This window comes from Mycolicibacterium sp. Y3, assembly GCF_051188035.1.
Taxonomy (GTDB): Bacteria; Actinomycetota; Actinomycetes; order Mycobacteriales; family Mycobacteriaceae; genus Mycobacterium; species Mycobacterium fluoranthenivorans.
The window spans coordinates 3928826-3953787 of record NZ_JAVQLT010000001.1; the positions used below are offsets into that span (position 1 = coordinate 3928826).

The following is a 24962-nucleotide window of genomic DNA, read 5'->3' on the forward strand; positions in this document are numbered from 1 at the left end:
GCGGGCCCGGCCCACCGGGCCTACCCGGAGTTGCGCAGCGCGGTGGCCAGCCCGCTCATGGTGAGCAGGATGCCGCGCTGCACCAGTTCCTCGGTATCGCCGGCACGGTGGCGCCGCAATAGTTCCACCTGCAGGTGATTCAGCGGTTCCAGGTAGGGGAACCTGTTGAACACCGAGCGGGCCAGCGCGGCGTTGTCGGCCAGCAGGTCGTCCTGGCCGGTGATGAGCCGGTGCATCCGGATGGTCCGGTCGTGCTCGGCGAGGATCTTGTCGAACACCCGGGCCCGCAGCTCCTCGTCGCCGACGAGCTCCGAATACCGCGCCGCCAGGCCCATATCCGATTTGGCCAGCACCTGTGCCATGTTCGACAGCACGGTCCGGAAGAACGGCCACCGCTCGTAGAGGTCCTGCAGCACCTCGAGGCGGGCGGCTTCGTCCTGCGGGCCGTTGGCCGAGATGAAGTCCTCGAACGCCGTGCCGGTGCCGTACCAGCCGGGCAGCATGACCCTGGACTGGCTCCAGGCCAGCACCCACGGGATGGCGCGCAGGTCGGAGATGGCCGTTGTGGGCTTGCGTGAGGTGGGCCTGCTGCCGATGTTGAGCGACCCGATTTCGCTGACCGGTGTGGAGGCTTTGAAGTACTCGACGAAACCTGGTGTCTCGTGCACCAATTCGGAGTAGGCGCGCTGAGCGCGGGCAGCCAGGTCGTCGAGTACCGCATAGGCGTCTTCGGCCAGGCCGCCCAACCCTTCGGTGTCGAGCAGTGTCGACTCGAGGGTTGCAGCCAGCAGCGTCTCCAGGTTGCGGTGGGCGATGCGGGGCTCGGCGTACTTGGCGGCGATGATCTCGCCCTGCTCGGTGAGCCGCAACGAACCCTTCACCGCCCCGGGCGGCTGGGCCAGGATCGCGTCGTAGCTGGGTCCACCGCCGCGGCCGACGGTGCCGCCACGACCATGGAAGAGCCGCAACCGGATTCCGGTCTTACGGGCCGATTCGACCAGATCGAGTTCGGCCCGGTACAGCGCCCAGTTGGCCGCCAGATAACCGCCGTCCTTGTTCGAGTCCGAGTAGCCGAGCATGATCTCCTGATGCTCGTCGCGCGCGGCCACCATGGCGCGGTATACCGGCAGATCGAGCACCGACTCCAGGATGGCCGACCCGCGCTGAAGGTCGTCGATGGTCTCGAACAGCGGCACGACACCCACCGGGGCGTACGGCTGATCACCGGAAACATCAAGCAGCCCAGCCTCTTTGAGCAGGACCGCGGCCTCCAGCATATCGGAGACGGACTGGCACATGGAGATGATGTAGTTGGGGACCGCCTGCGGCCCGAACACCTTGACCGCCCGCGCCGCGGCCGCGACGATCCCGAGTTCCTTGCGTGCCAGCTCGGACAGTTCGGCGCCCTCGCCGATCAGTGGCCGGCGCGTGGCGATCTCGGCGGCCAGCAACGCCACCCGCTCCTCCTCCGGCAGCGAGGCGTAATCGGGATGCACACCCGCCCACGCCAGCAGTTCGGCGACGACCTCCTCGTGCACCTCGGAGTTCTGCCGCATGTCCAGCCCGGACAGGTGAAAACCGAAGACCCGCACGGCTTCCCGCAACCGGCTCAATCGGTCATCGGCCAGCACCGCGCTTCCGTTGGCCCGCAGCGACGCGTCGACGATATCCAGATCGGCCAGCAGTTCGGCCGGGGTCACATACGGTTCCAGACCCAGATCGAGCACCGCCTCCGGCTGTTCGTCCAGGATGGCCGCCGCGGTCGCGGTGAGCCGGGCGTGAATGACCCGCAGCGCCCTGCGATACGGCTCGTCCGCGCGGGCCGGTTCGGTGCACATCGAGATCAGCCCCAGCAGGCCGTCGGTGACGTGCACCAGCCGCGCCGACATGGACAGTTCCTGTTCCAGCGCGGTGAGCTCGTCGAAATAGTGCGCGATCGCGGTGTAGGCGGCCCGCCCGGTCGCCAGCCGCACGATATCGGCGTTGACGTTCGGGTTGCCGTCGCGGTCGCCGCCGATCCACGAGCCCGGCCGCAGGATGGGGTCGGCCGGCAGGTCGGCCCCGGGGAACAGGGTTTCCAGCGCGGTCCGCACCTCGGCGTTGACCTGCGGGATGACCTCGAAGAACGCCGATTGGTAGTAGCGCAGACCCGTCTCGATCTCATCGGAGATCTTCAACCGTGACAGACGGATCAGCGCGGTCTGCCAGAGCGTGAGGATATGCCGGCGCAGTTCGGTCTCGATATCGCGGCCGTCCGCGGTGGCGGTGTGTCCCTGCGCCCGCAGCCGCATCAGCTCGGTGATTCGGTGCTGGGTGTCGAACACCGTCCTGCGCCGTGTCTCGGTGGGGTGTGCGGTGATCACCGGGGAGACCAGCGCACCGCGCAGCGCCTCGGCGACGTGCTCCGGATCCAGGCCGGCGGCGTCCAGTTTGAGGTAGGTGGCGGCCAGACTGCTGTCCTGCGGTGGCTCACCCGCCGCGACGTGCACGGCCCGGCGCCGTTCGCGGTGAATGTCCTCGGCGACATTGGCCAGCAGGGCGAAATGGGTGAATGCCCGGATGACGGGAATCGCCAGATGGATGTCGACACCGGCGAACAGGTCGGCCAGATCGGCCCGGTCGAGTTCGGAGCGGCGCACCTGGAACGCGCCGACCCGGGCACGCTCCACCAGGTCGAACACCACATCGCCGTGCTGCTCGCGGACGGTGTCACCGAGGATCGCACCCAGCAGTCGAATATCCTCGCGCATCGGTTCGGTGGCCTCACGGCCCACGTGGGTCCGCCGCACCGATCCGATCGGTTCCAGCACCGTTTCCACACGTCCGTTGTCAGCCATGTGCTCGATTATCGACGGCAGCGTGTGCCTGTGCATGACGAGACTGGCGGTACCGCTCCTCTACGCTGACCCGGTGCTGATGAGTGTGATGTCCTTCGCCGCTGCGGCGGTGATCGTGGTGCTGTTGCCCGGCCCGGACACCCTGGTCGTGGTCCGCGGCATGGTGCGCGGGGGCACCAAGGGCGGGGTGCTGACGGCACTGGGCGTGCTGTGCGGCCTCACGGTGTGGGTCGCCGCGGCGGCGTTCGGGCTGGCGGCGCTGCTGCGGGCCAGCGAGGTCGGTTACGAAGCGCTCAAGATCGCCGGCGCCTGCTACCTGGTGTGGCTGGGCGTGCAGTCGTTGCGCTCGCTGCGGCGGAGCGCCTCGGAGCTTGCGGGCCCGCCGACCGGGCCGGACACCACCAGGCTCGGCCTGCTGCAGCCCGGATTCATGTCCGGATTTCTCACCGACATCCTCAACCCGAAGGTCGGGGTGTTCTTCGTGAGCTTCCTGCCCGGCTTCGTACCGGCCGGCTACCCGGTCGGCTGGACGACGCTCGCTCTCGGCGGCCTCTTCATCGTGCTGACCGCCTGCTACTGCGCGGGATTGGTGGCCGCGTCGGGCACCATCGCGAATTGGATGCAGACCCCGCGGATTCGCCGCCGGCTGGACACCCTGACCGGATTGGTCCTGGTGGGCTTCGGCGTGCGCCTGGCGACTGGGAGCTAGACGACGGGGCGAGCTAGACGCCGGGAGAGCTAGCCGTCAGACGTTGTACTTGATGCGCAGCGCCATCCCGATGATGGACACCACCCAGATACCGACGATGAAGTAGGTCAGCCGGTCGAGGTTCTTCTCCACCACCGTCGAGCCGGAGAGGCTCGACTGCACGCCGCCACCGAACAGGGTCGACAGGCCGCCACCCTTGGCGCGATGCAGGAGCACCAACAGCACCACCAGAACGCTGGTGACGACGAGGGTGATCTGCAGAGCGAGTTCCATGGCGGTCAGCCTACCGGGCCCGAAATCACGGCAGGGGCCCGCCCGCCGCAATCGCGGACAGCGTGGCGAACTGCTCGCCGTCCAGCGACGCACCACCGACCAGCGCACCGTCCACATCGGGCTGGCCGACGATCTCACCGACGTTCTTGGCGTTGACCGAACCGCCGTAGAGCACCCGCACCCCGGCGGCGATCTCCGGTGAGGCCAGCGTCACCAGCTCGTCGCGGATGGCCTTGCACACTTCCTGCGCGTCGGCGGCACTGGCGACCCGCCCGGTGCCGATCGCCCACACCGGCTCGTAGGCGATCACCACCTGGCTGATCTGCTCGGCCGACAGCCCCGACAGCGAGCCACGCAATGAGTTCACGTTGAATTCGACGTGGTTGCCCGCCTCGCGCACATCGAGCTGTTCCCCGATACACACGATCGGGGTGAGCCCGTGCTTGAGTGCGGCCTTGGCCTTGGCGGCCACCACCTCGTCGGACTCGGCATGGTAGGTGCGCCGCTCCGAATGCCCGACGACGGCGAAGGTGACCCCCAGCTTGGCTAGGAACGCACCGCTGATCTCGCCGGTGTAGGCACCGGAATCGTGCTGGGACACGTCTTGGGCACCGTAGGTGAGCCGCAGCTTGTCCCCGTCGACCAGGGTCTGCACACTGCGCAGATCCGTGAACGGCGGGATGACGGTCACATCCACCTTGTCGAAGTACTTGTCCGGCAAGGCGAATGCGATCTTCTGCACCAGCGCGATGGCCTCGAAATGATTGAGGTTCATCTTCCAGTTGCCGGCGATCAGCGGCTTACGTGCCATATTTCTACGACTCCAGTACGTCTATTTCAGGATATCGATGCCGGGCAGGGTTTTGCCCTCGAGGTATTCCAGCGACGCGCCGCCGCCGGTCGAGATGTGCGAGAAACCGTCCTCGGGCAGGCCGAGCTGACGCACCGCGGCCGCCGAGTCACCGCCGCCGACGACGCTGAACGCGCCCTTGGCGGTGGCACCGATGATCGCCTCGGCGACCCCCTTGGTGCCCGCGGCGAACTCCGGGAACTCGAACACACCCATCGGGCCGTTCCAGAACACCGTCTTGGCGTTCGACAGCAGCGCGGTGAACCGCTTCACCGACTCCGGGCCGATGTCCAGGCCCATCTTGCCGTCCGGGATCTGGTCGGCCGCCACCGTCTCGTGCGGCGAATCCGCGGCGAACCCGTCGGCGACCTCGATGTCCACCGGCAGGTGGATCACATCACCGTAGGTCTCCAGCAGCTTCTTACAGGTGTCGATCATCTCGACCTGGCACAGCGAGTTACCCACCGAAAGCCCTTGCGCGGCAAGGAAGGTGTAGCACATCCCGCCACCGATGACGATGCTGTCGGCCTTGGTGGCGAGGTTCTCGATGACCGCGAGCTTGTCGGACACCTTGGAGCCACCGAGCACCACCGCGTACGGCCGCTCGGTCGAACTGGTCAGCTGCTGCAGCACCTTGACCTCGGTGGCCACCAGCGTGCCCGCGTAATGCGGCAGCAGGGTCGCGACGTCGTACACCGAGGCCTGCTTGCGGTGCACCACACCGAAACCGTCGGAGACGAACGCCCCCGGCGTGCCGTCGGCCCCCTCGACCAGGCCGGCCAGGGCCTTGGCCAGCGCGAGGCGCTCGGCGTCGTCCTTGCTGGTCTCCCGCGCGTCGAAGCGGATGTTCTCCAGCAGCAGCACGTCACCGTCGGTCAAACCTTCGGCACGCGCCAGCGCGTCAGAACCGACCACGTCACCGGCGAGCTGGACGTGGCGGCCCAGCCGCTCCCCCAGCGCCGCGGCCACCGGGGCCAGCGAGAACTTCGCCTCCGGCGCACCCTTCGGGCGGCCCAGGTGCGCGGTCACGACGACCTTGGCGCCGGCGTCGGCCAGTGCCTTCAGCGTCGGCACCGAGGCGATGATGCGCCCCGGATCGGTGATGACGCCGTTGTCGTCGAGGGGGACGTTCAGGTCGGAGCGCACCAGGACGCCCCGACCCTCCACACCCTCGGCCAACAGGTCGTCGAGTGTCGCCACCATCGTTAGAGCGACTTACCGACCAGCGCAACGAGATCCACGAGGCGGTTGGAGTAGCCCCACTCGTTGTCGTACCAGGAAACGACCTTGGCCTGGTTGTCGATGACTTTGGTCAGACCCGAGTCGAACAGCGAGCTGTGCGGATCGGTGACGATGTCACTGGAGACGATCGGTGCGTCGTAGTACTTGAGGATGCCCTTGAGCGGGCCGTCGGCGGCAGCCTTCATGGCGGCGTTGATCTCGGCGACGGTGCCGGGCTTGGCCAGCTCGGCGGTGAGGTCGGTGACCGAACCGGTGGGGATCGGCACCCGCAGCGCGTAGCCGTCCAGCTTGCCCTTGAGCTCCGGGAGCACCAGGCCGATGGCCTTGGCCGCACCGGTCGAGGTCGGCACGATGTTGATCGCGGCGGCACGGGCGCGGCGCAGATCGCTGTGCGGGCCGTCCTGCAGGTTCTGATCCTGGGTGTACGCGTGGATGGTGGTCATCAGGCCCTTGACGATGCCGAACTCGTCGTTGAGCACCTTGGCCAGCGGGCCCAGGCAGTTCGTGGTGCACGAGGCGTTGGAGATGATGTTCTGGCTGCCGTCGTACTTGTCGTCGTTGACGCCGAGCACGATGGTGATGTCCTCATCGGTGGCGGGCGCGGAGATGATGACCTTCTTGGCGCCGGCATCCAGGTGACCCTGGGCCTTGTCGCGCTTGGTGAAGATGCCGGTGGACTCCACGACGATGTCGACGCCCAGGTCGCCCCAGGGCAGGGCCGCCGGGCCTTCCTTGACCTCGAGCGCCTTGATCTTGGTGTCGCCGACGACGATGGTGTCCTCACCCTCGAGGGTGACGTCGTAGGGCAGTCGGCCCAGGATCGAGTCGAACTTGAGCAGATGCGCCAGGGTGGCGTTCGAGGTCAGGTCGTTGACCGCGATGATCTCGATGTCGGTGTTCTTGCCCGCAGTCTTCTGCGCGTCCAGTGCGCGGAAGAAATTGCGCCCGATGCGGCCGAAGCCGTTGACGCCTACCCGAATGGTCACAGTGTCTCTCCTAGATCGTCGAGGGAAATCGCGGTGAACTGCTCGCACGTCAGCCTAGTAGTGCTGCTTCGCCCGCGTGCGGGCTGGTCAGGACACGGCCGGGACTGGTCCCGATAATGCCCTACATGGCACTCGTCGCGGCGGTCATCGTCGTTCTCACCCTGGTGGCGATGACGACCGGACGCGCCCCGGCGGTGCTGGCGCTCATCTGCGCGCTGGTCGCCGCGGGCCTGATCGGGATCGCCACTCCCGCTGAGCTGTTCGCCGGGCTGAGCAACGCCGGTGTCATCACCGTGGCCGCGATGCTGGTGATCGCCAAGGGTGTGCTGCACACCGGGGTGGTGTCACGGGTGACGTATCGGCTGCTCGACGGCGTACGCACGGCCGGTCAGGCGCTACGCCGGCTCATTCCCCCGGTCGGGTTCGTCTCCGCTCTGATCAACACCACGCCGATCGTCGCAATGCTCATCCCGGCCGCCGCCGAACTGCAGCAGCGATCCGGAGTCCCTGCCCGCGGGGTACTGCTGCCGATCGCGCACGCCACCACGCTGGCAGGTTCGGCCACGCTGATCGGCACCAGTTCGAACCTGCTGATCGCCGCACTGGCCGAGCCGGCGGGGGTGCACCTGACGATGTTCTCGTTCGCGCCGATCGCGGTACCGGTGGCGCTGGTGGGTTGGGCGGTCCTGCTGGTGACCGCACCGCTGATGCTGCGCGGCGAGGCGCCCGCCGAGACGCCGGACCTGTCCTGGCGCGCCGAGATCCCGCTGGCCGCCGGGGCCAACGCCGTCGGCCGCACCGCCGCCGCGCTCGGGATCCACACCACGGCGGAGTACGCACTGCTCGGTATCCGGCGCCAGGGGCAGCGCATCGACGGCGATGCCGTCCTGGAGACCGACGACATCATGCTCTATCGGGCCACCGAGGCCGGGGTTCGGATGCTGTGGGGCAGCCCGCGCTTCAACCAGTCACCGCAACCGCTGTACCGGGTCGCGGTGGCCACCAACGAAGAGCACAAGACGGTGCGCGACCTCGAGGAGGATGTCGACGAGGTCGGCGAGGGCAGCGCCATCGTGGTGATCGCCGCCCAGACCGACGAGCGGCTCAGCCGGGCCGCCGCGCAGCCGGGCGGACTGTGCCTGGTGACCGCGGCATCGGTGCACACCCTGGACCGTCATCCACTGGTGGCGCTGTGGCAGAAGGCCACCGACAAAGCACCGCAGACCGGCAAGACATGGATCGCCCTGGCGATCCTGGTCGCGGTGATCGTGTCCGGTTCCTTCGGGTTGGCACCCATCGAGATCGCCGCCGTCGCGGGCGCGGCGATGATGGTGCTCACCGGGGTGCTCACCCCGCACTCCGCGGTGCGTGCGCTCAACTGGAACATCCTGGCCATCATCGCCGGCTCCATCGGGCTGGGCACGATCGTGGTGAGAAGCGGTCTGGGCGAACATATTTCATCGGCGATCATCGCCCTGTCGGGATCCAATACGGCGCTGGTGGTGCTGGTGGTCGCGCTGGGCACCACGTGTGTGACGAATATCGTCACCAATGCCGCCGCCGCGGCGATCCTGACCCCCGTCGTGCTGACGATCGCGGCCAGCACCGGCCTGGACCCTGCACTGTTGCTGATCCTGGTCGGCACCTGTATCTCGTTCACGTTCCTGAACCCGTTCAGCCACCAGTCGAATCTGATGGTGATGCGCCCGGGCGGGTACACGACGGCGACGTTCGTGCGGTTCGGCATCCCGCTGACGGTGGTGTCGCTGGCCGCCGCCTTCGGCGTCGGTTGGTTGCTGTTGACCTGAACGGTCAGGTGTCCGGGTCGTGCAGGGCGAGCTGGTTGATGTCGCGCGGGTCCCGGCCCCGGCCGGTGAGGTCGGCGATCAATCCGGCATCGGAGAGGTCCATCCGCTCGGAGTGCTTCCAATCGTGATGGGCCACTTCGTTCAACCGTTTGGTGATCTCGTGATCGGTCACCTCGATCGCCAGCTCGCGACGGTGGTCGAAGCTGCCCGGTGAGAAGTTGATCGAGCCGACGACAGCCCGCTCGTGGTCGGCGAGAATCATCTTGGCGTGCAGTTTCATGTGCTTGAGCCGGTGGATCTTGATGCCGACATCGTCGAGGATGCGCATACCGCTGACCCCCTCGACGAGCTTGCCGTCCTTGAGATGATGTGCCGCCCGCGCCATGACGTGCACCTTCACCCCGCGGTGCGCGGCCCGGACCAGACGCTCGATGATCACCGGGTCCTGGTAGCGCTCGTTCTGCAGGAACAGGGTGTGCTTGGCCTGGTCGATGAAGTCGGCGATCCGGTGCCTGCCGTTGGACGGGCACCAGATCAGGTGGGCGCCGGCGCCGGGGTCGAAATCCTCGCGTGCCCAGTCGGCTTCGAAGCAGTCGATGATCTCGGCGACCTCATAGGCGCTGGGCGTGACGACGGCGTAGTCGCGGGTGAGGGTGAAGTTCTCCTCGGTCCAGTTCAGCGACTCGACGAAGGCGTGCTCATCGTCGACGACCATCGACTTCTCGTGCGTCAGGTCGAAGGCGGGATTGCTCTCGCGTACCTCGATCCCGAACTGCTGCAACGTCTCCCGGGCGGCGTCGTTATCGGTTTCGCCGTCGCGTCGTTCGGGATTGAGCATCACCTTCACGTCCACACCGCGCCGGTGCGCGGCCACCACCGCCTCCAGCAGCGGCCGGTGGCTGAAGGCGAACATCTTGATGCGCACCGACTTGGTGGCCGCATGGATCGCGTCGAGCACCGGCTTCGCGGAGTCGTCGGGCAGGATGATCAGCGAACGCGTCACGGTGTGTCGTCCTCGTATTGGATGCGGTGCAAGTCGGCGTATCTGCCACCGGCGGTGAGCAGGTCATTGTGCGTGCCCTCTTCGACCACACGACCTTCTTCCAGCACGACGATCTTGTCCGCGTCGCGAATGGTGCTGAGCCGGTGAGCGATCGTGATCACCGTACGATCCTTCATCAAACGCTGCAGCGCCGACATCACCAGATGCTCGGACTCGGCGTCCAGCGCCGCCGTCGGTTCGTCGAGGATGAGGATCGGACTGTCGCGGATCAGCGCGCGGGCGATGCCGATGCGCTGACGTTGACCACCGGACAGGGTCAGTCCCCGGTCCCCCACCGCACTGTCATAGCCCTGCGGCATCTCGGAGATGAATTCGTGGGCATTGGCCAGTTTGGCCATCTCGACGATCTCGTCATGATCGGCGTCGGGCCGGCCGAAGGCGATGTTGTCGCGGATCGTCCCGCGGAACAACACCGTGTCCTGTAGCACGTAGGCGATCTGGCGGCGCAGTTCGTGAAGTTTGTAGTCGCGCAGGTCCACCCCGTCGATCCGGACGGTACCCACGCTCGGGTCGTAGAACCGCGGAATCAGGCTGACCAGACTGGACTTCCCGCTGCCGGTGTGTCCGACAACGCCCACCAGCTGGCCCGGCGCCACCTCGAAGGTCACATCGCGCAGCACCGGGGTTTCGGCGTTGTAGCTGAACGCCACCCGCTCGAAGGCGATGGCGCCCTTGATACGGGACGGTTCGACGGCGTCCGGCTTCTCCTCGACCGTGGTCTCGGCGGTCAGCAATTCATTGACCCGGTCGACCCCGACCGAGGCCATCGCGATGGTGTTGGTGAGTTTGGCGAGATCCTGAACCGGTTTGAAGAACGACACCAGATAGGAGATGAAGACGGTCAGGGTGCCCGCCGTCATCGCCCCGGCGAGGATGAGTGCCGAGCCGCGCCACAACACCAGCGCGGTGCAGGCGGACACGACGACGGCGACGATCGGTGACACCACCGATTTCACCCGCCGCGCGTTCAGGGCCGCGTCCACCGCCTGTTGGCCGGCCAGGGCGAGCTGGCGCTCCTGGAGGTCCTCCCGGTCGAACGCCTTGACCACGCGGATGGACTGCAGGCCTTCCTCGGCGACCGCGACGATGTCGGATTCCCGCCGACGCACCTCGTGGGTGGCCGCCTTCACCGCCTTGCGAATCCGGGAGACGAACAGCAGCAGCAGTGGCGCCACCGCGAGCGCGACGAGGGTGAAATCCCACTGCAGCCACAGCATCACGACCAGCATGCCGAAGATGGTCAGCAGATCGGTCGCGATACCGAGTGTGGAGGCCGACGCGAAATCCTGGATCGTGTCGACGTCATCGGTGAGCGTGCTCAGGATCGGCCCGACGCGGTGGGTGTCGAAGTAGTTCAGCGACAGCTGCTGCAGATGGTGGTAAGCCCGGGTACGCAGATCGTTGCCGATGCGCTGGCCGACCGTCTCGGTCAGGTAGTTCGCGGCGTAGGTGGCCAGGGCGGCGATGACCGCGATGACGATGACCATGATGGCCGCCAGGCCGGCGATGTGCATCCGGCCCTCGCCACCGAGCAGCGGCTGCAGCAGCCCGTGCAGCCAGCCCGGCAGCGGGTGGTCGCCGACCACACTGTCGAGCACCACCTTCAGCGGCCAGGGCGCGGCCAGACCCATCACGATCTGAATCAGCAGCACACCGAAGATGCCGGCCACCAGCCACCGGTAGGGGCGGATCAGCTCAAGGATCAGTCTCATCGCGACCGTCGCCTCTTCATGGTGTGGACGTCCAGTTTGTCGCCACACAGTACAACGCCGACACCGTTGCGGCGGGCCACGAAACCCGCCAAGCCGCGGCGGCCGCCGCGACCGTCATTGCTGTCCTTCACCTGTGAATTCACACATAATCTGCTGTCGGTATCGCATCGTCACTTGACACCTGGGCGCAGCGACTCCGCCATTGCTACGACTGCCACCACGGTCCACAAAGTGCTGCTCGTGACCCACCCTAAGGGTGGCTCACGATTTTCCGTCATAGCGGAACTGCGAGTAGTTTTCATGATCGCTGTCCGGATTTCTGAGAAAATTCTGGTGGCGCCATCGTGCCATCAATATCAGATTGCCTGCCATCACATTTATCTCATATCCCGCAAATCTCTTTCCGGCCACACCAATGGTCGTGAACTGGATTTCACGCACAGATCTTGAAATATAAATTAATACTGTGGGACGCTTCTGATATTCGCTAGGACGACGCCTGACCACCAATTGTCGAGACCGTCAGTGATACCAGAAGGAGTTCGCTGGCCCCTGGCGGCAACGGACACCGATATGACGCGAAAACACGGCGTTACAGTCCATTTCGGTCCACTCGGCCAGCCTTGTTCGCCCAACATCGGGGGTCGGTCATGTCACACCATCACTGCCGCGTCGTTTCCAGGTTCCACGCAGTTTCGGTTCCGTTGCTCGCGACCGCCATCCTCGGCGCGTCGGTGAGTCTGCACCCCGCGCCGCAACCGACCGCACCGAGGCTTGCGGCCGCGGCGGTCGAGCTCTCCGCCACCATCGACTCGTCCTCGACCACGACGGGTATCGCCGAATCCGACCTGTACTTCATGTCCAAGGACCAACTGGGCACCGCGATGCAGCAACTCCAATCGCTCGGTGTCACCCAGATCCGGGTATACCTGCCCTGGCGTCAGATGGAGCCTGCGAAAGGCAGCTACAACTGGTCGTCGGCCGACCAGCTCCTCAACACGGCGGCGTCCTACGGCATCGCCGTGGACGCTTCCGTCACCAGCACACCACCGTGGGCCACCACCAACGGTGGCCTCATCCCCAACGGCGCACCCACCTCGGACGCCGACTACGCCACCTTCGTCAAGGCGCTGGCCAGTCGCTACGGCGCCACCGCCAACAACGGGAACGCCAAGATCTCGGCCTACGAGGTCTGGAACGAGCCGAACTGGTTCGCCGGGTGGTCGCCGAAGCCCGACGCCACGGCCTACACCGCGCTGCTGAAAGCCGCCTACACCGCCATCAAGTCCGTCGACCCGACCGCGACGGTCCTGGGAGGCGTTCTGGGAGCGGGCGTCACGATCGGATCACTGACCGAGAACCCGGTGACGTTCCTCAAGCAGATGTACGCCGCGGGCGCCGCAGGGTACTTCGATGCCCTGGCGTTCCACCCGTACGCCGACAGCCTGTTCTCCGCGGGCGCATCGGTCGCGAACTCGCCGCTGCAGGAACTGGAAGCTCTGCGCAAACTGATGAACTCCAACGGCGATGCGCTCAAGCTGATCTGGGCGACCGAATACGGGGCACCGGTGACCACCAGCAGCACGGCCACCTCCGGCAGCGCCGCCAGCCAGACCAATCAGGCGACGCTGATCCAGGATTTCCTGACCACCTGGTCCACCCTGACCGGCGTCGGTCCGTCGTTCCTCTTCTCGCTCATCGACTCCTCCTACTCCGGCGGGAACTACGGAATCTTCGGCAGCAACTGGACACCGCGGGCCGCCGTCGCGACCATCAAGTCCTGGATCGCCGCGCACCCGATCACCGCCCCCGTCCTCACCGCGCCCGGTCGGACCGTCACCACCTTGGCCGGCGCCCTGCACAAGGCCATCACGGCTCTGGCCGCACGCATCAAGAAGATGCTCACACCGCATGCCGCGGCCGCCACCAAACCCAATACCACCACGGCCAAGTCGGCGACCGCCACCGCCGTCACATCGGCCCCGGCGTCAACCACGACATCGACGGCATCCACGGCATCGACATCGGCATCGACATCGACGAAAAACGCTGTCTCCCAGGAATCGTCGACGAAGACGGCCGAGTCCACGAACACCACCACCACCACGGCGGCGGCGGACACCACCCAAGCTCACACCTCGGCGACCAAGACAGCCAAGCCGAAGCCGAGCACCAAGCACATCCGCGGCAAGCATGCCGCGGTGAAAGCGTCGAGCTAGCCGCTAGGCGTCGTCGAGCAGGTCCGGCGTCACCGCCGACTCCGTGTCGGGGATACCGTCCTGCTTGGCCTTACGGTCGGCCATCGAGAGCAGTCGCCGGATCCGGCCCGCGACCGCATCCTTGGTCATCGGCGGCTCGGCCAGCCGGCCCAACTCTTCCAGCGACGCCTGCCGGTGCTCGACCCGCAACCGGCCGGCCTGTGCCAGATGATCAGGCACCGTGTCGCCCAGGATGTGCAGGGCGCGCTCGACCCTGGCGGCCGCGGCGACCGCCGCGCGCGCCGAGCGGCGCAGGTTGGCATCGTCGAAATTGGCCAGCCGGTTGGCGGTGGCGCGGACTTCGCGCCGCATCCGGCGCTCCTCCCACGTCAGCCGGGTGTCCTGGGCGCCCATCCGGGTCAGCAGGGCCCCGATCGCCTCGCCGTCGCGGACCACCACCCGGTCGCTGCCGCGGACCTCGCGGGCCTTCGCACTGACCCCGAGTCGCCGCGCCGCACCGACGAGCGCCAGCGCAGCCTCCGGACCCGGGCAGCTGACCTCCAGCGCCGAGGACCGGCCCGGCTCGGTGAGCGAACCGTGCGCCAGAAACGCACCGCGCCAGGCGGCTTCGGCGTCGTTGACGCTGCCGCCGACCACCTGGGCGGGCAGCCCGCGCACCGGTCGGCCCCGGAGGTCGAGCAGACCGGTCTGCCTGGCCAGGGCTTCGCCGTCCTTGGCGACCCGCACCACGTAACGGGTGCTCTTGCGGATCCCGCTGGCCGACAACACATGCACCACCGCGTTGTAGCCGTACAGGTCGTAGATGTCCTTGCGCAGCCGGCGCGCGATGATGCCCAGATCCACCTCGGCTTCGACCACCACCCGGCCGGCTACGATGTGCAGCCCACCGGCGAACCGCAGCAGCGACGAGACCTCAGCCCGGCGTGCACTCACCGAATTCACGACCAGCCGGCTCAGTTCGTCCTTCACCTCAGCGGTCATCGCCACGAATCGTCACCCCTCGATACATTCACCGTCGATTGCCCCTCTGCTCCCCCAACCGGCCGGGCCAGGTGCGGAGCGGTGGAATCGCTGTCATCAGGACGTGATGCCCTGCCGCGCAGCCGGACCCGCTCCAATGCGGCGGCCAGCATCGATGGGTCATGTAACTGTGTACCAGGCCGGGACACGTCGGCAAACTCCACGTCCGCACCGAGCAGGGCCGCCGTGCGCACCAACTGCTCGCGCTCCCGGTCGCTGGGCACCCTCGCCGCGTCGACGATGATCTCGTCCACGGTGAATCCGGGCGCGTGCTGGGCCAGCACATGGATGTGCCGCTCGGCCGAGAATCCGGCCGTCTCCCCCGGTTCGGCCGCCAGGTTGAGCACCAGGGCCCGCCGGGCCGTGGTGGCCTGCAATGCGGCGACCAGCTGCGGTACCAGAACGTGCGGGATCACACTCGTGAACCACGACCCGGGGCCGAGCACGACAAGGTCGGCGGCCATGATCGCGTCCACCGCCTGATGGGTGGCCGGCGGGTCACCCGGCAACAGCCGCACCCGGCGCACCTTGCCCACCGTGGTGGCGACGGCCACCTGGCCCCTGATCACCCGGAACATCCGTGGATCGGTCTCCAGTCCGGCGACATCGGCCTCGATCTGCAGGGCGATCGGGCACATCGGCAGGACCCGGCCCTTGAGGCCGAGGATCTTGCCGAGTTCGTCGAGGGCGGCCACCGGATCGGTGAGCACCTCGTTGAGGCCCGCCAGCATCAGATTGCCGATCGGATGACCCGCCAGCGCACCGCTGCCACCGAACCGGTGCTGCAGGATGGTCGCCCACAGCCGGCCATGCGGGCTGTCAGAAGCCAACGCCGCCAACGCCATTCGCAGATCACCGGGCGGCACGACATCCAGCTCGCTGCGCAGCCGGCCCGAGGATCCACCGTCGTCGGCGACGGTGACCACCGCGGTGACATGCGGGGTCAGCCGACGGGCCGCGGACAGGGTGGCATACAGACCGTGCCCGCCACCGAGAGCCACCACACGAGCCGTCATCGCGTGACTCCCACGCGTTCCGGTCCTCGCTCGTTCCTCGCTGCGATCCGCGCGCACGCTCGCCTGCGCGCCGTCATTCGCGCCCCAGATCGCGGTGCAGCACCCGCACCGTCAACTGCTCACCGCCCTGCAGCCGGCCGGCCAGGGCCTCGGCGATCGCCACGCTTCGGTGCTTGCCGCCGGTACAGCCGATGGCCACCGTCATATAGCGCTTTCCCTCCCGGCGATAACCGTCGATCACCACTCCCAGCAGCCGATGGTAGGTGTCCAGGAACTCCGCGGCGCCTTCTTGGCCCAGCACGTAGTCCCGTACCGCCGGGTGCTGGCCGGTGTGCGGGCGCAATTCGTCCACCCAGTGCGGGTTCGGGATGAACCGGACGTCCATCACGGTATCGGCATCCATGGGCAGGCCGTACTTGTAGCCGAACGACTCCACGGTGATGCTGGTGTGGGCGACGGTCTCCTCACCGAAGGCGCGTTCGATGCTCTCGCGCAGGGCCGGCACCGCCAGTGTCGAGGTGTCGATCACCAGGTCGGCGACCGCCCGTACCGACGCCAGCATCGTCCGCTCGGCGGTGATGCCCTCGGCCAGGGTCTGGTTTCCCTGAAGCGGGTGACTGCGCCGGTTCTGTTCGTAGCGGCGCACCAGCGTCTCGTCGGAGGCATCCATGAACAACACCCGCGGTGCGATACCCCGGGTGCCCAGTTCGGTACGCACCGAGTCCAGATCGCCGGTGAAACCCTTCGACCGGACATCCATCACGACGGCCAGCCGGGTGATCCGCGATCCGGCGTCCAGCCCCAGATCGACCATTCTGGCGATCAGTTCCGGCGGCACGTTGTCGGCCACATACCAACCGAGGTCCTCGAGCACCTTGGCGGTGGTACCGCGTCCCGCACCGGAGAGCCCGGTGACGAGGACGACCTCGATACCAGTATCTGATTCCCCGGGTCGCTGCGCTCCTGCCCGCCGACCGTCTGATTCCCCGGGTCGCTGCGCTCCTGCCCGCCGACCGTCTGATTCCCCGGGTCGCTGCGCTCCTGCCCGCCGGTCGTCACTCATATATTGCTCAGTCACCCCGATGCCTGTTGATCTTGGTCTGTTCGATCATTGTCGAAAACTGCCGCTGGCGCGTCGGAATCGGCTTCGCCCGACCCGGCGGCACCCTCGCCGAGGGCGTCGAGGACGGCGCGCGCGGTGGCCAGTCCGATTCCGGGCACCGCGGTGATGTCCTCGATGCTGGCCGCCGACAGCCGCGACACGGACCCGAAGTGGGTGACCAGTGCTTTGCGCCGGTGCTCACCCAGGCCGGGCACCGAGTCCAGTGCCGACGCCGTCATCCGCTTGGACCGTTTGCTGCGGTGGAACGTGATGGCGAACCTGTGGGCCTCATCACGGATGCGCTGCAACAGATACAGCCCTTCGCTGCTGCGCGGGAAGATCACCGGGTCGTCCTGGAACGGCACCCACACCTCTTCGAGCCGTTTGGCCAGCCCGATTACGGCGACATCGGTGATACCGAGCTCGTCGAGCACCGTGGCGGCGGCGTTGACCTGGGGTGCGCCACCGTCGACGACGTAGAGGTTGGGCGGGTAGGCGAATTTGCGCGACTTGCCCTCGGCCACCATCGGCCGGTCGGCGTCGGCGACGTGCCGGGCGAACCGGCGCCGGGTCACCTCGGCGATGGAGGCCACATCATCGGAACGGCCCCCGCCCGCCGCCTCCCGGATCGAGTAGTGCCGGTAATCCGATTTGCGCGGCAGCCCGTCTTCGAACACCACCAGCGAGGCCACCACATCGGTGCCCTGGACGTGGCTGATATCCACGCACTCGATGCGCAGCGGCGCGTCGGACAGCTCCAGCGCATCCTGAATGCTCTGCAGGGCTTCCGATCTCGCATTGAAGTCGCCGGCACGTTTGAGCTTGTGTTGGGTCAGCGCCTCTCTCGCATTGCGGCCCACGGTCTCCGCGAGCGCCAACTTGGCACCGCGCACCGGGACCCGCAGCGCCACCCGTGATCCACGCAGACCCGAGAGCCAGTCGGCGAGTTCGTCGGCGTTGTCCGGAAGCACCGGCACCAGAACCTGTTTGGGCACCGGGTTGGTGGTCTCGTCCTGAGTGCCGGATCCGTCACCGCTGAGCTCGGCCTGATCGCCGTAGAACTGGGTGAGGAACTGCTCGACGAGGTATCCCTCACCGGACTGCCCGGGTTCACCCGTCTTCTCGACCACCCAACCGCGCTGGCCGCGGACCCGGCCACCGCGCACATGGAACACCTGCACCGCCGCTTCCAGGTCGTCGGCGGCGAAGGCCACCACGTCGGCGTCGGTACCGTCACCGAACACGACCGTCTGCTTCTCCAGCGCCCGTTTGAGCGCACCGATGTCATCGCGCAGCCGCGCCGCCCGCTCGAAATCGAGATCCTCTGCCGCGGCGGTCATCTGCCGCTCCATATCGCGCACCAGCCGGTCGGTCTTACCGGACAGGAAGTCGCAGAAGTCCAGCACGATCTGCCGGTGCTGTTCGGCGCTGACCCGCCCGACGCACGGCGCCGAGCATTTGTCGATGTAGCCCAGCAGGCACGGCCGGTCGATCTGGTTGTGCCGCTTGAACACTCCCGCCGAACACGTGCGGGCCGGAAAAACCCGGGTGAGCAGATCGACGGTCTCGCGGATGGCCCACGCATGTGAGTACGGGCCGAAGTAACGCACGCCCTTGCGGCGCGGGCCGCGGTAGACGAACAACCGCGGATACTCCTCGTTGAGGGTCACCGCCAGCACCGGGTAGGACTTGTCGTCCCGGTAGCGGATGTTGAACCGCGGGTCGAACTCCTTGATCCAGTTGTATTCCAGCTGCAGCGCTTCGACCTCGGTGGACACCACGGTCCACTCGACGCTGCCCGCCGTCATCACCATCTGCCGGGTGCGTGGCGCCAGCCCGGCGATATCGGCGAAATACGAGTTCAGCCGGCTGCGCAGGCTCTTGGCCTTGCCGACGTAGATCACCCGGCCGTGCGGATCCCGGAATCGGTAGACACCGGGTTCCACCGGAATGGAACCCGGCGCAGGCCGGTACGTCGCTGGATCGGGCACGGGTCCAGGTTAGAGCGTGTCGATGTAGCCGCAGAACGCTGCGGCCTTGGCTTCGTAGTTGCGGTAGGTGTCGTAGCTGGCCGCGCCGGGTGACAGCAGCACGACGTCGATATCGGCGAGCCCGGCGGCAGCGGCGACGGCCGCCTCCAGGCTGTCCACCCGATGCGTGCGATCGGCATGCTCCTGCGCGAACCGGGTCCCGATCAGCGCGCCGTTGGACGGCCCCTGGATCAGCGTCACCCGGCGGGCGCCGCTGCACAGGTAGTCATCGAGGCCCTGGTAGTCGAGCCCGCGGTTCATCCCGCCGACGATGAGGGCCACCGCCGCCCCGGCCGGCATCGCGCGCAGTGCGGCGACCACGCTTTCACCGGTGGTCGCCAGCGTGTCGTCCACCCACCGGATCCCTCCGGTGGTGCGCACCGTCTGCAGCCGGTGCGGAAGGCCGGCGAAGGTGCCCGCGGCGTGATCGATCTCGGCGTCGGTGACCGGTCGCCCGAGCACCTCGGCGGCGGCCAGCGCGGCCAGTGCCGCATTGGCGACATTGTGTTCATAGGACATCACGCCGCCGGACAGCGGAACCCGCGCCTCGCTGGGGTCTACCAACCGCACCGGCGGCAGGTCGGTGATCCCGATCCGGTCCAGCGCCGCCACCACCTCCGGTGTGGTGATCAGCACCCGGGCCCCGTGCTCGAAGATGCGCGCCTTGGCGGCGTAATAGCGCGGGATGTCGCCGTGAAAATCCAGGTGGTCCTGGTACAGGTTGGTGATCACCGCCACCGCGGGCGACGTGCGCAGCAGCGCGCACTGCTGGCTGGACAGTTCGGCAACCACCCACTGCCCGTCGTGCGGTGCCCGGTCCGGCGCCGTCAGATCCGATAGCGGGGTGCCGATATTGCCCGCCGCCACGGCCGGCACTCCGAGTCCGGCGAGCAGATGCGCCAGGAACGCCGCCGTGGTGCTCTTGCCCTTGGTCCCGGTGACGCCGATGGTGCGCGCACCGTGCGCGGCCAGGTACCAGTCGGCCGCACTCGACACCGGCGGACCGCTGCGCCGCAGCTCTTCGAACAACGGATTCCGCCAGGGCACACCGGGGCTGACGAACACGATATCGGTCTCGCCCAGCAGCGGTACGGACTCCGCACCGTAGTGCACGGACAGCCCGGCGATACCGGTGTCGACCGGCTCACCGGCGCGGTCGTCCACCGCGACGATGCGGGCGGCCCCGTGCACGGCGGCGGTGCGGGCCATCGACAGGCCTTCTTTGCCGAGCCCCCAGATACCGACGACGCGACCCGTCAGATCAGTCATCGAGCAGCTTCGCATAGCGCGCCGGCACATGGTGTTCGACGGGCGCCGGGTCCGTCTCGGCGGCCGCGACGGTCTCCAATTCGGTACGGCGCGAGGCGAACCGGTCGACAAGGGTCAACCCGCCCCAGGTGTCGTCGTCGAGCACGGCCAGCATCGATTCGGCGGCCTCGTAGTACTCCCCCACGCATTCGAACGGCTTGTGCACGCCGAGACCGAGGATATCGGCGAACCCGTCGTACTGGGCGGGGTCGTCGAACAGGTCGGCGCCGAAGATCTCCTCCAGGCGGGCCCGCCCCAGCCGGGGGGCCAGCAGCACGAAGACGAACTGACATTTCGGGCAGTGCCCGCACCACGAGGTGGCCCGGCGCGCCGGATCGAGGGCGAACAGCCGGTTGCAACTGGTGAAGACATCGAAATACTCGGTACAGGTGGCGAACCGGTCGGCGATCTCGGACTCGGAGAGCCCACGCAGCAGCGAGAAGTACCTGTCCGGGTTCAGCCCGTAATGCGACAGCGTGTCCCGCAGCAGCCTCTCGTAGGCGAGGCTCTTGGACCACTGGTGGTTGATATCGCGGCCCAGCCACTCGATGTTGCCCACATTGGAGGACCGCTCATTGGACAGCACCACCGGCCCGAAACCGTTGGCGTCGGCCACGATCAGACCGATCACACTGTTGATGGCCGTGACGGGTACGTGGCCGTTGTGGGCGCCGTTGGCGTTGGCCTCGATCAGCGCACGGTCGATTCTGCGCCGGACGTGCACGCTGTCCAGCCCGCTGACCTCGATACAGCGGTCGATGGGGTCATACCTGTTGACGCTGAACAGGACCGGCTTCACCCCGTGGCGCCGGAACGCCTCGATACTGACCACCGAGTCCTTGCCGCCGCCCACCGGTACCAGTGGTGTGCCCGCCGGATCCCAGGCGTCCGCCACGTCCCCGGTGTGCGCGATATCCGGCCCGGTGATCTCCGGACTCAGCGCTCCCGGCAACTCGTTGCGATAGGCGAATTCACCCAGCCCGCCCTCGACCAGGGTCCGAAGATAGCGCTTCTCGAATTCGCTTGTCGGAAAAGCGATCTCGATCCTGGGTGGGGCGGCGGCCTTGTAATAGCTCAGCGCACAGGTCAAGGCGAGCAGCCCGGTCAGCTTCGGATGTGGTGCCGCGCCCGCCAGACCGGCGCCGAAGTCGATCACCTCGGTGAAGCGGACCGGATCCGGGCCGCGCAGGGTGTAGTGCAGATTCAGCACGCCGCCGACGATGCCCGGATTGTCGGCACCGCCGACGACGTCGTAGCCCTCGATCACCAGGGCGTCGAAGGATTCCGGGCGGAATGTGCTCACCATCGACGCTCCCCGATCGAGGCGACAGGGTGGGTCTCGTATCGCGGGGACACCCACCACGCCCGCGTCACCGCGGCCGGCTCCAGCGGCGCGTCGGTGAGTGTCGTCGACGCGCCGAGCAGTCCGGCGGCGCGCAGTCGGCCCAGCCGGGCGGCGCCGAGACCTACGCGACCGCCCTGTGTATCGCACACCAGCGCGCCCAACAGCGGCACTCCGAGGTGACCGGAATCGGTGGGTACCGCGTCGGCGTGACCGGAGTCGGCGAGCTCACGCTCGGTGCGCAGCTGCGCGGCGCGGCTGGTGGTGCGGGCGGCCATCTGTCGCCAGGAGGGCATGGGGGGCGCCATCGCGCACCGCGCCAGGTGCACGGGCTCGGTGCGTACCGGCCTGATGGGCACGCCACTGACGACGACGTGTGCGTCCACGACCACTACGGTGACGACGGCGGTCCGCGGACCGTGCCGGCGCTGCAGTTCGTCGGTGAAATCGGTGAGGGCGCGCCGCAAGTGCGCGATGGTGGGCATCTCGATACCGAAGAAGTCCGCGGGTTCGGCGAGCCAGCGCCAGACGGCTTCGGTGTCGGGCGCGCGGCCGGGCACCACCGGAAGGGTGACCGTGGGGTGGGTTCCCGGACCCGTGAGGAGCGCGGCTGCCGAGACGAGCGGGGTGGCGCTTTCGGATAGGCCGTCAGCCGAGGTTGATACGAACTCCAGAGTAGTCATCGACATGCCGATACTACCGCAGCGATCAGCGGCGATACTGGACGGTGTGAGGCGCGACGGCGGGACAGGCACACGCATGGGTGAGGCACGGGTGGCCCGGTTGACCGAGACCGATTGGCGCGCCTTCGCGGGTGTGCGCCTGCGCGCGCTCACCGACTCGCTGGGCTCCGACGATCCCCAGTTCCGCCGGGAGTCGACGTTCACCGCCGCCCAGTGGCGGCGGCGCCTGCGCGCACACGCCCAGTTCGCCGTGGTGGTGGACCACCACCCGGTCGGTCTCATCGGCGCCCAGCGGCAGGGCTCCGAGGCCGTCTACCTCTACTCGCTGTGGCTGGACCCGGCGGCGCGCGGCCGGGGCCTGGGCCGGACCCTGGTCGCCGAGGCGGTGCGCTGGGCCCGCACCCAGCGGGTGCGCCACGTCACGCTGCGCGTCAACGTCGACAATGCCCGGGCGCGCGCCGTCTACGACAGTCTGGGCTTCGTCGTGAGCGGTGCCGGGGAGCTCGACGAGGTCACGATGTCGCTGGACGTGAGCTGAGATCGGGCCGGTAGTGCTCCAGCAGTGCCCGCAGCCGATCCATCGCATCCACGGCACGTTCCTTGTCCACCGCCTGGATCGCCATCAGCGGGGTGTACTCGTCGTCGGCCAGATCCACCCGGGCCCACCTGGCCCCGGACGGGAACGAGACTCCCGCCACGTCACTCCACGGAATCAGCTTGTACCCGAGCAGGTTTCGCACCGAGATCCCGCACGCCCCGGCACGCAGCCGGGGCCGCGCGAACAACAGCACCACACCACCGAGCAGGATGCCGAGCACGCCCATCGCGACCTGGTCGGAGGTGCGGAACAGCACCCCGCTGGAGCCGATCTTGAGCAGGAAGCCCACCGTGATGTGCGCCGCGGCGATCAGAAATGCGGCCAGGTAGACGAAATACGGGGTCAGGTGCGGTGTGACGACCAGGTCCCAGGCCCCATCCGCCTCCGGCCGCTCGCTGGCGGCGGTCATGACCGGATGTCGCGCAACACCAATGCGGTCGACAGCGCGGCGGCCACGGCCTGCGCACCCTTGTCCTCACTGGAATTCGGCAGACCGGCCCGGTCCAGTGCCTGCGCCTCGGTGTTGGTGGTGAGCACGCCGTTGGCCACCGGGGTGGACTCGTCCAGCGACACCCGGGTCAGGCCCTGGGTGACCGCGTCACACACATAGTCGAAATGCGGTGTCTCACCACGGATCACCACACCGAGGGCGACCACGGCGTCGTACTTGGCGGCGAGCGCCTGTGCCACCACCGGGATCTCGATCGCGCCGAGCACCCGCACGATCGTGGGATCCACGGCGCCCAGTTGCGCGGCGGCGCGCACCGCGCCGTCCAGCAACGCATCGCAGATGGTGGTGTGCCAGGTGCTGGCCACGATGGCCAGCGAGATGTCCGAGGCGTCGATATCGGGCAGATCGGGGACGCCGTGACCGCTCACAGGGCGCCACCGAATTCGCCGGGGGGCGACACTTCGTCGTAGTCCTCCAGGCCCACCAGGTCGTGGCCCATCCGGTCGCGTTTGGTCATCAGGTAGCGGATGTTCTCCGCGTTGGCGCGCACCGGAAGCGGCACCCGCTCGATGATGTGCAGGCCGTAGCCGTCCAGGCCCACCCGCTTGGCCGGGTTGTTGGTGAGCAGCCGCATGGAGCGCACCCCGAGGTCGACGAGGATCTGCGCGCCGATGCCGTAGTCGCGGGAATCGGCGGGCAGGCCGAGTTCCAGGTTCGCGTCCACGGTGTCGGCACCGGCATCCTGCAGCTGGTAGGCCTGCAGTTTGTGCAGCAGGCCGATACCGCGGCCCTCGTGGCCCCGCATGTAGAGCACGATGCCGCGGCCCTCTCGGGCCACCGTCGCCATGGCGGCATCCAGCTGCGGGCCGCAATCGCAGCGCCGGGAGCCGAACACGTCACCGGTCAGGCACTCCGAGTGCACCCGGACCAGCACGTCGTGGCCGTCGGATTCCGGTCCGGCGATATCGCCGAGCACCAGCGCGACGTGCTCGACGTCCTCGTAGATGCTGGTGTACCCGACGGCACGGAACTCGCCGTGCCGGGTCGGGATGCGGGCCTCGGCGATCCGCTCGATGTGCTTCTCGTGCTTACGGCGCCACTCGATGAGGTCCGCGATGGAGATCAGGGCCAGGTTGTGTTCGTCGGCGAAGATACGCAGCTCGTCGGTCTGGGCCATCTCGCCCTCGTCCTTCTGGCTGACGATCTCGCAGATCGCGCCGGCCGGCTGCAGACCGGCCAACCGGGCCAGATCCACGGCGGCCTCGGTGTGTCCGGGGCGGCGCAGCACGCCACCGTCCTTGGCCCGCAGCGGCACCACGTGACCGGGTTTGGTGAAATCGTCGGCGACGGCGGCCGGGTCGGCCAGCGCGCGCATGGTGGTGGCCCGGTCCGATGCCGAGATACCGGTGCCGACGCCCAGCTTGGCGTCCACGGTGACGGTGTAGGCCGTGCCGTGCTTGTCCTGGTTCACCGCGTACATCGGCAGCAGGCCGAGGCGGTCACAGACCGCGCCGTCCAGCGGCACACACAGGTAACCCGAGGTATAGCGCACCATGAACGCCACCAGCTCCGGGGTGGCCTTCTCGGCGGCGAAGATCAGATCGCCCTCGTTTTCGCGGTCCTCGTCGTCGATGACCACGACGGCCTTGCCCGCCGCGATGTCGGCCACTGCCCGCTCGATCGAATCGAGCCTCGTCATCTGGTGCCACCTTC

Annotated in this window: 22 protein-coding genes; 4 read left to right on the forward strand and 18 right to left on the reverse strand. The window is 67.7% G+C overall.

Translation table 11 applies throughout. From position 1 onward, the window contains the following. Positions 1-20: 20 nt before the first annotated feature. Complete coding sequence (ppc, locus tag QN239_RS19100; RefSeq protein ID WP_499012701.1) at positions 21-2837, reverse strand: phosphoenolpyruvate carboxylase; 2817 nt, start codon at positions 2835-2837, stop codon at positions 21-23. A 34-nt stretch (positions 2838-2871) separates the two neighbouring features. On the opposite strand from ppc, the gene QN239_RS19105 reads away from it, so the two are divergent. Then, on the forward strand, positions 2872-3546 hold the full coding sequence (locus QN239_RS19105) for a LysE family translocator (protein WP_499012703.1): 675 nt from the start codon (positions 2872-2874) through the stop codon (positions 3544-3546). Positions 3547-3582: 36 nt separating this feature from the next. Here QN239_RS19105 and secG read toward each other — a convergent pair whose 3' ends face one another. Genes secG through gap form a run of 4 tightly spaced genes read right to left on the reverse strand, consistent with a single transcriptional unit; the run spans position 3583 to position 6897 of the window. Next, positions 3583-3819, reverse strand: coding sequence for a preprotein translocase subunit SecG (gene secG, locus QN239_RS19110; protein ID WP_090358042.1), 237 nt, complete (start codon positions 3817-3819; stop codon positions 3583-3585). A 25-nt stretch (positions 3820-3844) separates the two neighbouring features. Next, positions 3845-4630: a triose-phosphate isomerase gene (gene tpiA / locus QN239_RS19115; RefSeq protein ID WP_499012705.1), complete on the reverse strand. Its 786-nt coding sequence runs from the start codon at positions 4628-4630 to the stop codon at positions 3845-3847. A 21-nt stretch (positions 4631-4651) separates the two neighbouring features. Further along, complete coding sequence (locus QN239_RS19120; protein ID WP_499012707.1) at positions 4652-5872, reverse strand: phosphoglycerate kinase; 1221 nt, start codon at positions 5870-5872, stop codon at positions 4652-4654. A 2-nt stretch (positions 5873-5874) separates the two neighbouring features. After that, a complete protein-coding gene (gene gap / locus QN239_RS19125; RefSeq protein ID WP_499012708.1) occupies positions 5875-6897 on the reverse strand; it encodes a type I glyceraldehyde-3-phosphate dehydrogenase in 1023 nt (340 codons plus the stop codon). Positions 6898-7022: 125 nt separating this feature from the next. Between gap and QN239_RS19130 the strand changes: the two genes are divergently transcribed. Continuing rightward, positions 7023-8705, forward strand: a complete 1683-nt coding sequence (locus QN239_RS19130; RefSeq protein WP_499012710.1) for an SLC13 family permease — start codon at positions 7023-7025, stop codon at positions 8703-8705. Positions 8706-8709: 4 nt separating this feature from the next. On the opposite strand, the gene QN239_RS19135 is transcribed toward QN239_RS19130, so the two are convergent. From QN239_RS19135 to QN239_RS19145, 3 genes are all read right to left on the reverse strand, one after another. After that, a complete protein-coding gene (locus tag QN239_RS19135) occupies positions 8710-9708 on the reverse strand; it encodes a phospholipase D-like domain-containing protein (RefSeq protein ID WP_499012711.1) in 999 nt (332 codons plus the stop codon). Then, complete coding sequence (locus QN239_RS19140; RefSeq protein WP_499012713.1) at positions 9705-11480, reverse strand: ABC transporter ATP-binding protein; 1776 nt, start codon at positions 11478-11480, stop codon at positions 9705-9707. The genes QN239_RS19135 and QN239_RS19140 overlap by 4 nt, the downstream gene beginning before the upstream one ends. 261 nt (positions 11481-11741) lie before the next feature. Next, positions 11742-11921 (reverse strand): hypothetical protein, encoded by a 180-nt coding sequence (locus QN239_RS19145; protein WP_499012714.1) that lies wholly within the window; start codon positions 11919-11921, stop codon positions 11742-11744. 263 nt (positions 11922-12184) lie between these two features. Between QN239_RS19145 and QN239_RS19150 the strand changes: the two genes are divergently transcribed. After that, positions 12185-13699, forward strand: coding sequence for a cellulase family glycosylhydrolase (locus tag QN239_RS19150; RefSeq protein WP_499012716.1), 1515 nt, complete (start codon positions 12185-12187; stop codon positions 13697-13699). 3 nt (positions 13700-13702) lie between these two features. Here QN239_RS19150 and whiA read toward each other — a convergent pair whose 3' ends face one another. From whiA to QN239_RS19185, 7 genes are all read right to left on the reverse strand, one after another. Next, positions 13703-14680: a DNA-binding protein WhiA gene (whiA, locus tag QN239_RS19155; protein ID WP_090358257.1), complete on the reverse strand. Its 978-nt coding sequence runs from the start codon at positions 14678-14680 to the stop codon at positions 13703-13705. After that, positions 14677-15735 carry a gluconeogenesis factor YvcK family protein gene (locus QN239_RS19160; RefSeq protein WP_499012718.1) on the reverse strand — a complete coding sequence of 353 codons (1059 nt, stop codon included), beginning with the start codon at positions 15733-15735 and terminating at the stop codon, positions 14677-14679. The genes whiA and QN239_RS19160 overlap by 4 nt, the downstream gene beginning before the upstream one ends. 73 nt (positions 15736-15808) lie before the next feature. Further along, positions 15809-16798 carry an RNase adapter RapZ gene (rapZ, locus tag QN239_RS19165; RefSeq protein ID WP_499012720.1) on the reverse strand — a complete coding sequence of 330 codons (990 nt, stop codon included), beginning with the start codon at positions 16796-16798 and terminating at the stop codon, positions 15809-15811. 11 nt (positions 16799-16809) lie between these two features. Then, complete coding sequence (gene uvrC, locus QN239_RS19170; protein ID WP_499012722.1) at positions 16810-18828, reverse strand: excinuclease ABC subunit UvrC; 2019 nt, start codon at positions 18826-18828, stop codon at positions 16810-16812. Between the two features lie 9 nt (positions 18829-18837). Then, positions 18838-20136, reverse strand: a complete 1299-nt coding sequence (locus QN239_RS19175; protein WP_499012724.1) for a Mur ligase family protein — start codon at positions 20134-20136, stop codon at positions 18838-18840. Next, positions 20129-21481 carry a MurL-like N-terminal domain-containing gene (locus QN239_RS19180; protein WP_499012726.1) on the reverse strand — a complete coding sequence of 451 codons (1353 nt, stop codon included), beginning with the start codon at positions 21479-21481 and terminating at the stop codon, positions 20129-20131. Before QN239_RS19180 ends, QN239_RS19175 begins: the two co-directional genes overlap by 8 nt. After that, positions 21475-22200 carry a hypothetical protein gene (locus QN239_RS19185; RefSeq protein WP_499012727.1) on the reverse strand — a complete coding sequence of 242 codons (726 nt, stop codon included), beginning with the start codon at positions 22198-22200 and terminating at the stop codon, positions 21475-21477. The genes QN239_RS19180 and QN239_RS19185 overlap by 7 nt, the downstream gene beginning before the upstream one ends. 76 nt (positions 22201-22276) lie before the next feature. On the opposite strand from QN239_RS19185, the gene QN239_RS19190 reads away from it, so the two are divergent. Next, positions 22277-22738, forward strand: a complete 462-nt coding sequence (locus tag QN239_RS19190) for a GNAT family N-acetyltransferase (RefSeq protein WP_499012729.1) — start codon at positions 22277-22279, stop codon at positions 22736-22738. Here QN239_RS19190 and QN239_RS19195 read toward each other — a convergent pair. From QN239_RS19195 to QN239_RS19205, 3 genes are read right to left on the reverse strand one after another with little or no spacing between them, the layout of a single operon-like run. Continuing rightward, on the reverse strand, positions 22713-23207 hold the full coding sequence (locus tag QN239_RS19195) for a PH domain-containing protein (RefSeq protein WP_499012730.1): 495 nt from the start codon (positions 23205-23207) through the stop codon (positions 22713-22715). The genes QN239_RS19190 and QN239_RS19195 overlap by 26 nt on opposite strands. Further along, positions 23204-23677 (reverse strand): 6,7-dimethyl-8-ribityllumazine synthase, encoded by a 474-nt coding sequence (gene ribH / locus QN239_RS19200; RefSeq protein ID WP_499012732.1) that lies wholly within the window; start codon positions 23675-23677, stop codon positions 23204-23206. Before ribH ends, QN239_RS19195 begins: the two co-directional genes overlap by 4 nt. Further along, positions 23674-24948 (reverse strand): bifunctional 3,4-dihydroxy-2-butanone-4-phosphate synthase/GTP cyclohydrolase II, encoded by a 1275-nt coding sequence (locus QN239_RS19205; protein WP_090358074.1) that lies wholly within the window; start codon positions 24946-24948, stop codon positions 23674-23676. Before QN239_RS19205 ends, ribH begins: the two co-directional genes overlap by 4 nt. Positions 24949-24962: the final 14 nt, after the last annotated feature.

Excerpts from the sequence above, each read along its gene's own strand:
- rapZ (WP_499012720.1), bottom strand. The coding sequence starts at position 16,798 with ATGAGTGACGACCGGCGGGCAGGAGCGCAGCGACCCGGGGAATCAGAC.
- QN239_RS19140 (WP_499012713.1), bottom strand. The coding sequence starts at position 11,480 with ATGAGACTGATCCTTGAGCTGATCCGCCCCTACCGGTGGCTGGTGGCC.
- QN239_RS19195 (WP_499012730.1), bottom strand. The coding sequence starts at position 23,207 with ATGACCGCCGCCAGCGAGCGGCCGGAGGCGGATGGGGCCTGGGACCTG.
- whiA (WP_090358257.1), bottom strand. The coding sequence starts at position 14,680 with ATGACCGCTGAGGTGAAGGACGAACTGAGCCGGCTGGTCGTGAATTCG.
- QN239_RS19130 (WP_499012710.1), top strand. The coding sequence starts at position 7,023 with ATGGCACTCGTCGCGGCGGTCATCGTCGTTCTCACCCTGGTGGCGATG.
- ppc (WP_499012701.1), bottom strand. The coding sequence starts at position 2,837 with ATGGCTGACAACGGACGTGTGGAAACGGTGCTGGAACCGATCGGATCG.
- QN239_RS19205 (WP_090358074.1), bottom strand. The coding sequence starts at position 24,948 with ATGACGAGGCTCGATTCGATCGAGCGGGCAGTGGCCGACATCGCGGCG.
- secG (WP_090358042.1), bottom strand. The coding sequence starts at position 3,819 with ATGGAACTCGCTCTGCAGATCACCCTCGTCGTCACCAGCGTTCTGGTG.
- QN239_RS19160 (WP_499012718.1), bottom strand. The coding sequence starts at position 15,735 with ATGACGGCTCGTGTGGTGGCTCTCGGTGGCGGGCACGGTCTGTATGCC.
- QN239_RS19190 (WP_499012729.1), top strand. The coding sequence starts at position 22,277 with ATGGGTGAGGCACGGGTGGCCCGGTTGACCGAGACCGATTGGCGCGCC.
- QN239_RS19185 (WP_499012727.1), bottom strand. The coding sequence starts at position 22,200 with ATGACTACTCTGGAGTTCGTATCAACCTCGGCTGACGGCCTATCCGAA.
- QN239_RS19180 (WP_499012726.1), bottom strand. The coding sequence starts at position 21,481 with ATGGTGAGCACATTCCGCCCGGAATCCTTCGACGCCCTGGTGATCGAG.
- QN239_RS19120 (WP_499012707.1), bottom strand. The coding sequence starts at position 5,872 with ATGGTGGCGACACTCGACGACCTGTTGGCCGAGGGTGTGGAGGGTCGG.
- QN239_RS19175 (WP_499012724.1), bottom strand. The coding sequence starts at position 20,136 with ATGACTGATCTGACGGGTCGCGTCGTCGGTATCTGGGGGCTCGGCAAA.
- QN239_RS19105 (WP_499012703.1), top strand. The coding sequence starts at position 2,872 with ATGACGAGACTGGCGGTACCGCTCCTCTACGCTGACCCGGTGCTGATG.
- tpiA (WP_499012705.1), bottom strand. The coding sequence starts at position 4,630 with ATGGCACGTAAGCCGCTGATCGCCGGCAACTGGAAGATGAACCTCAAT.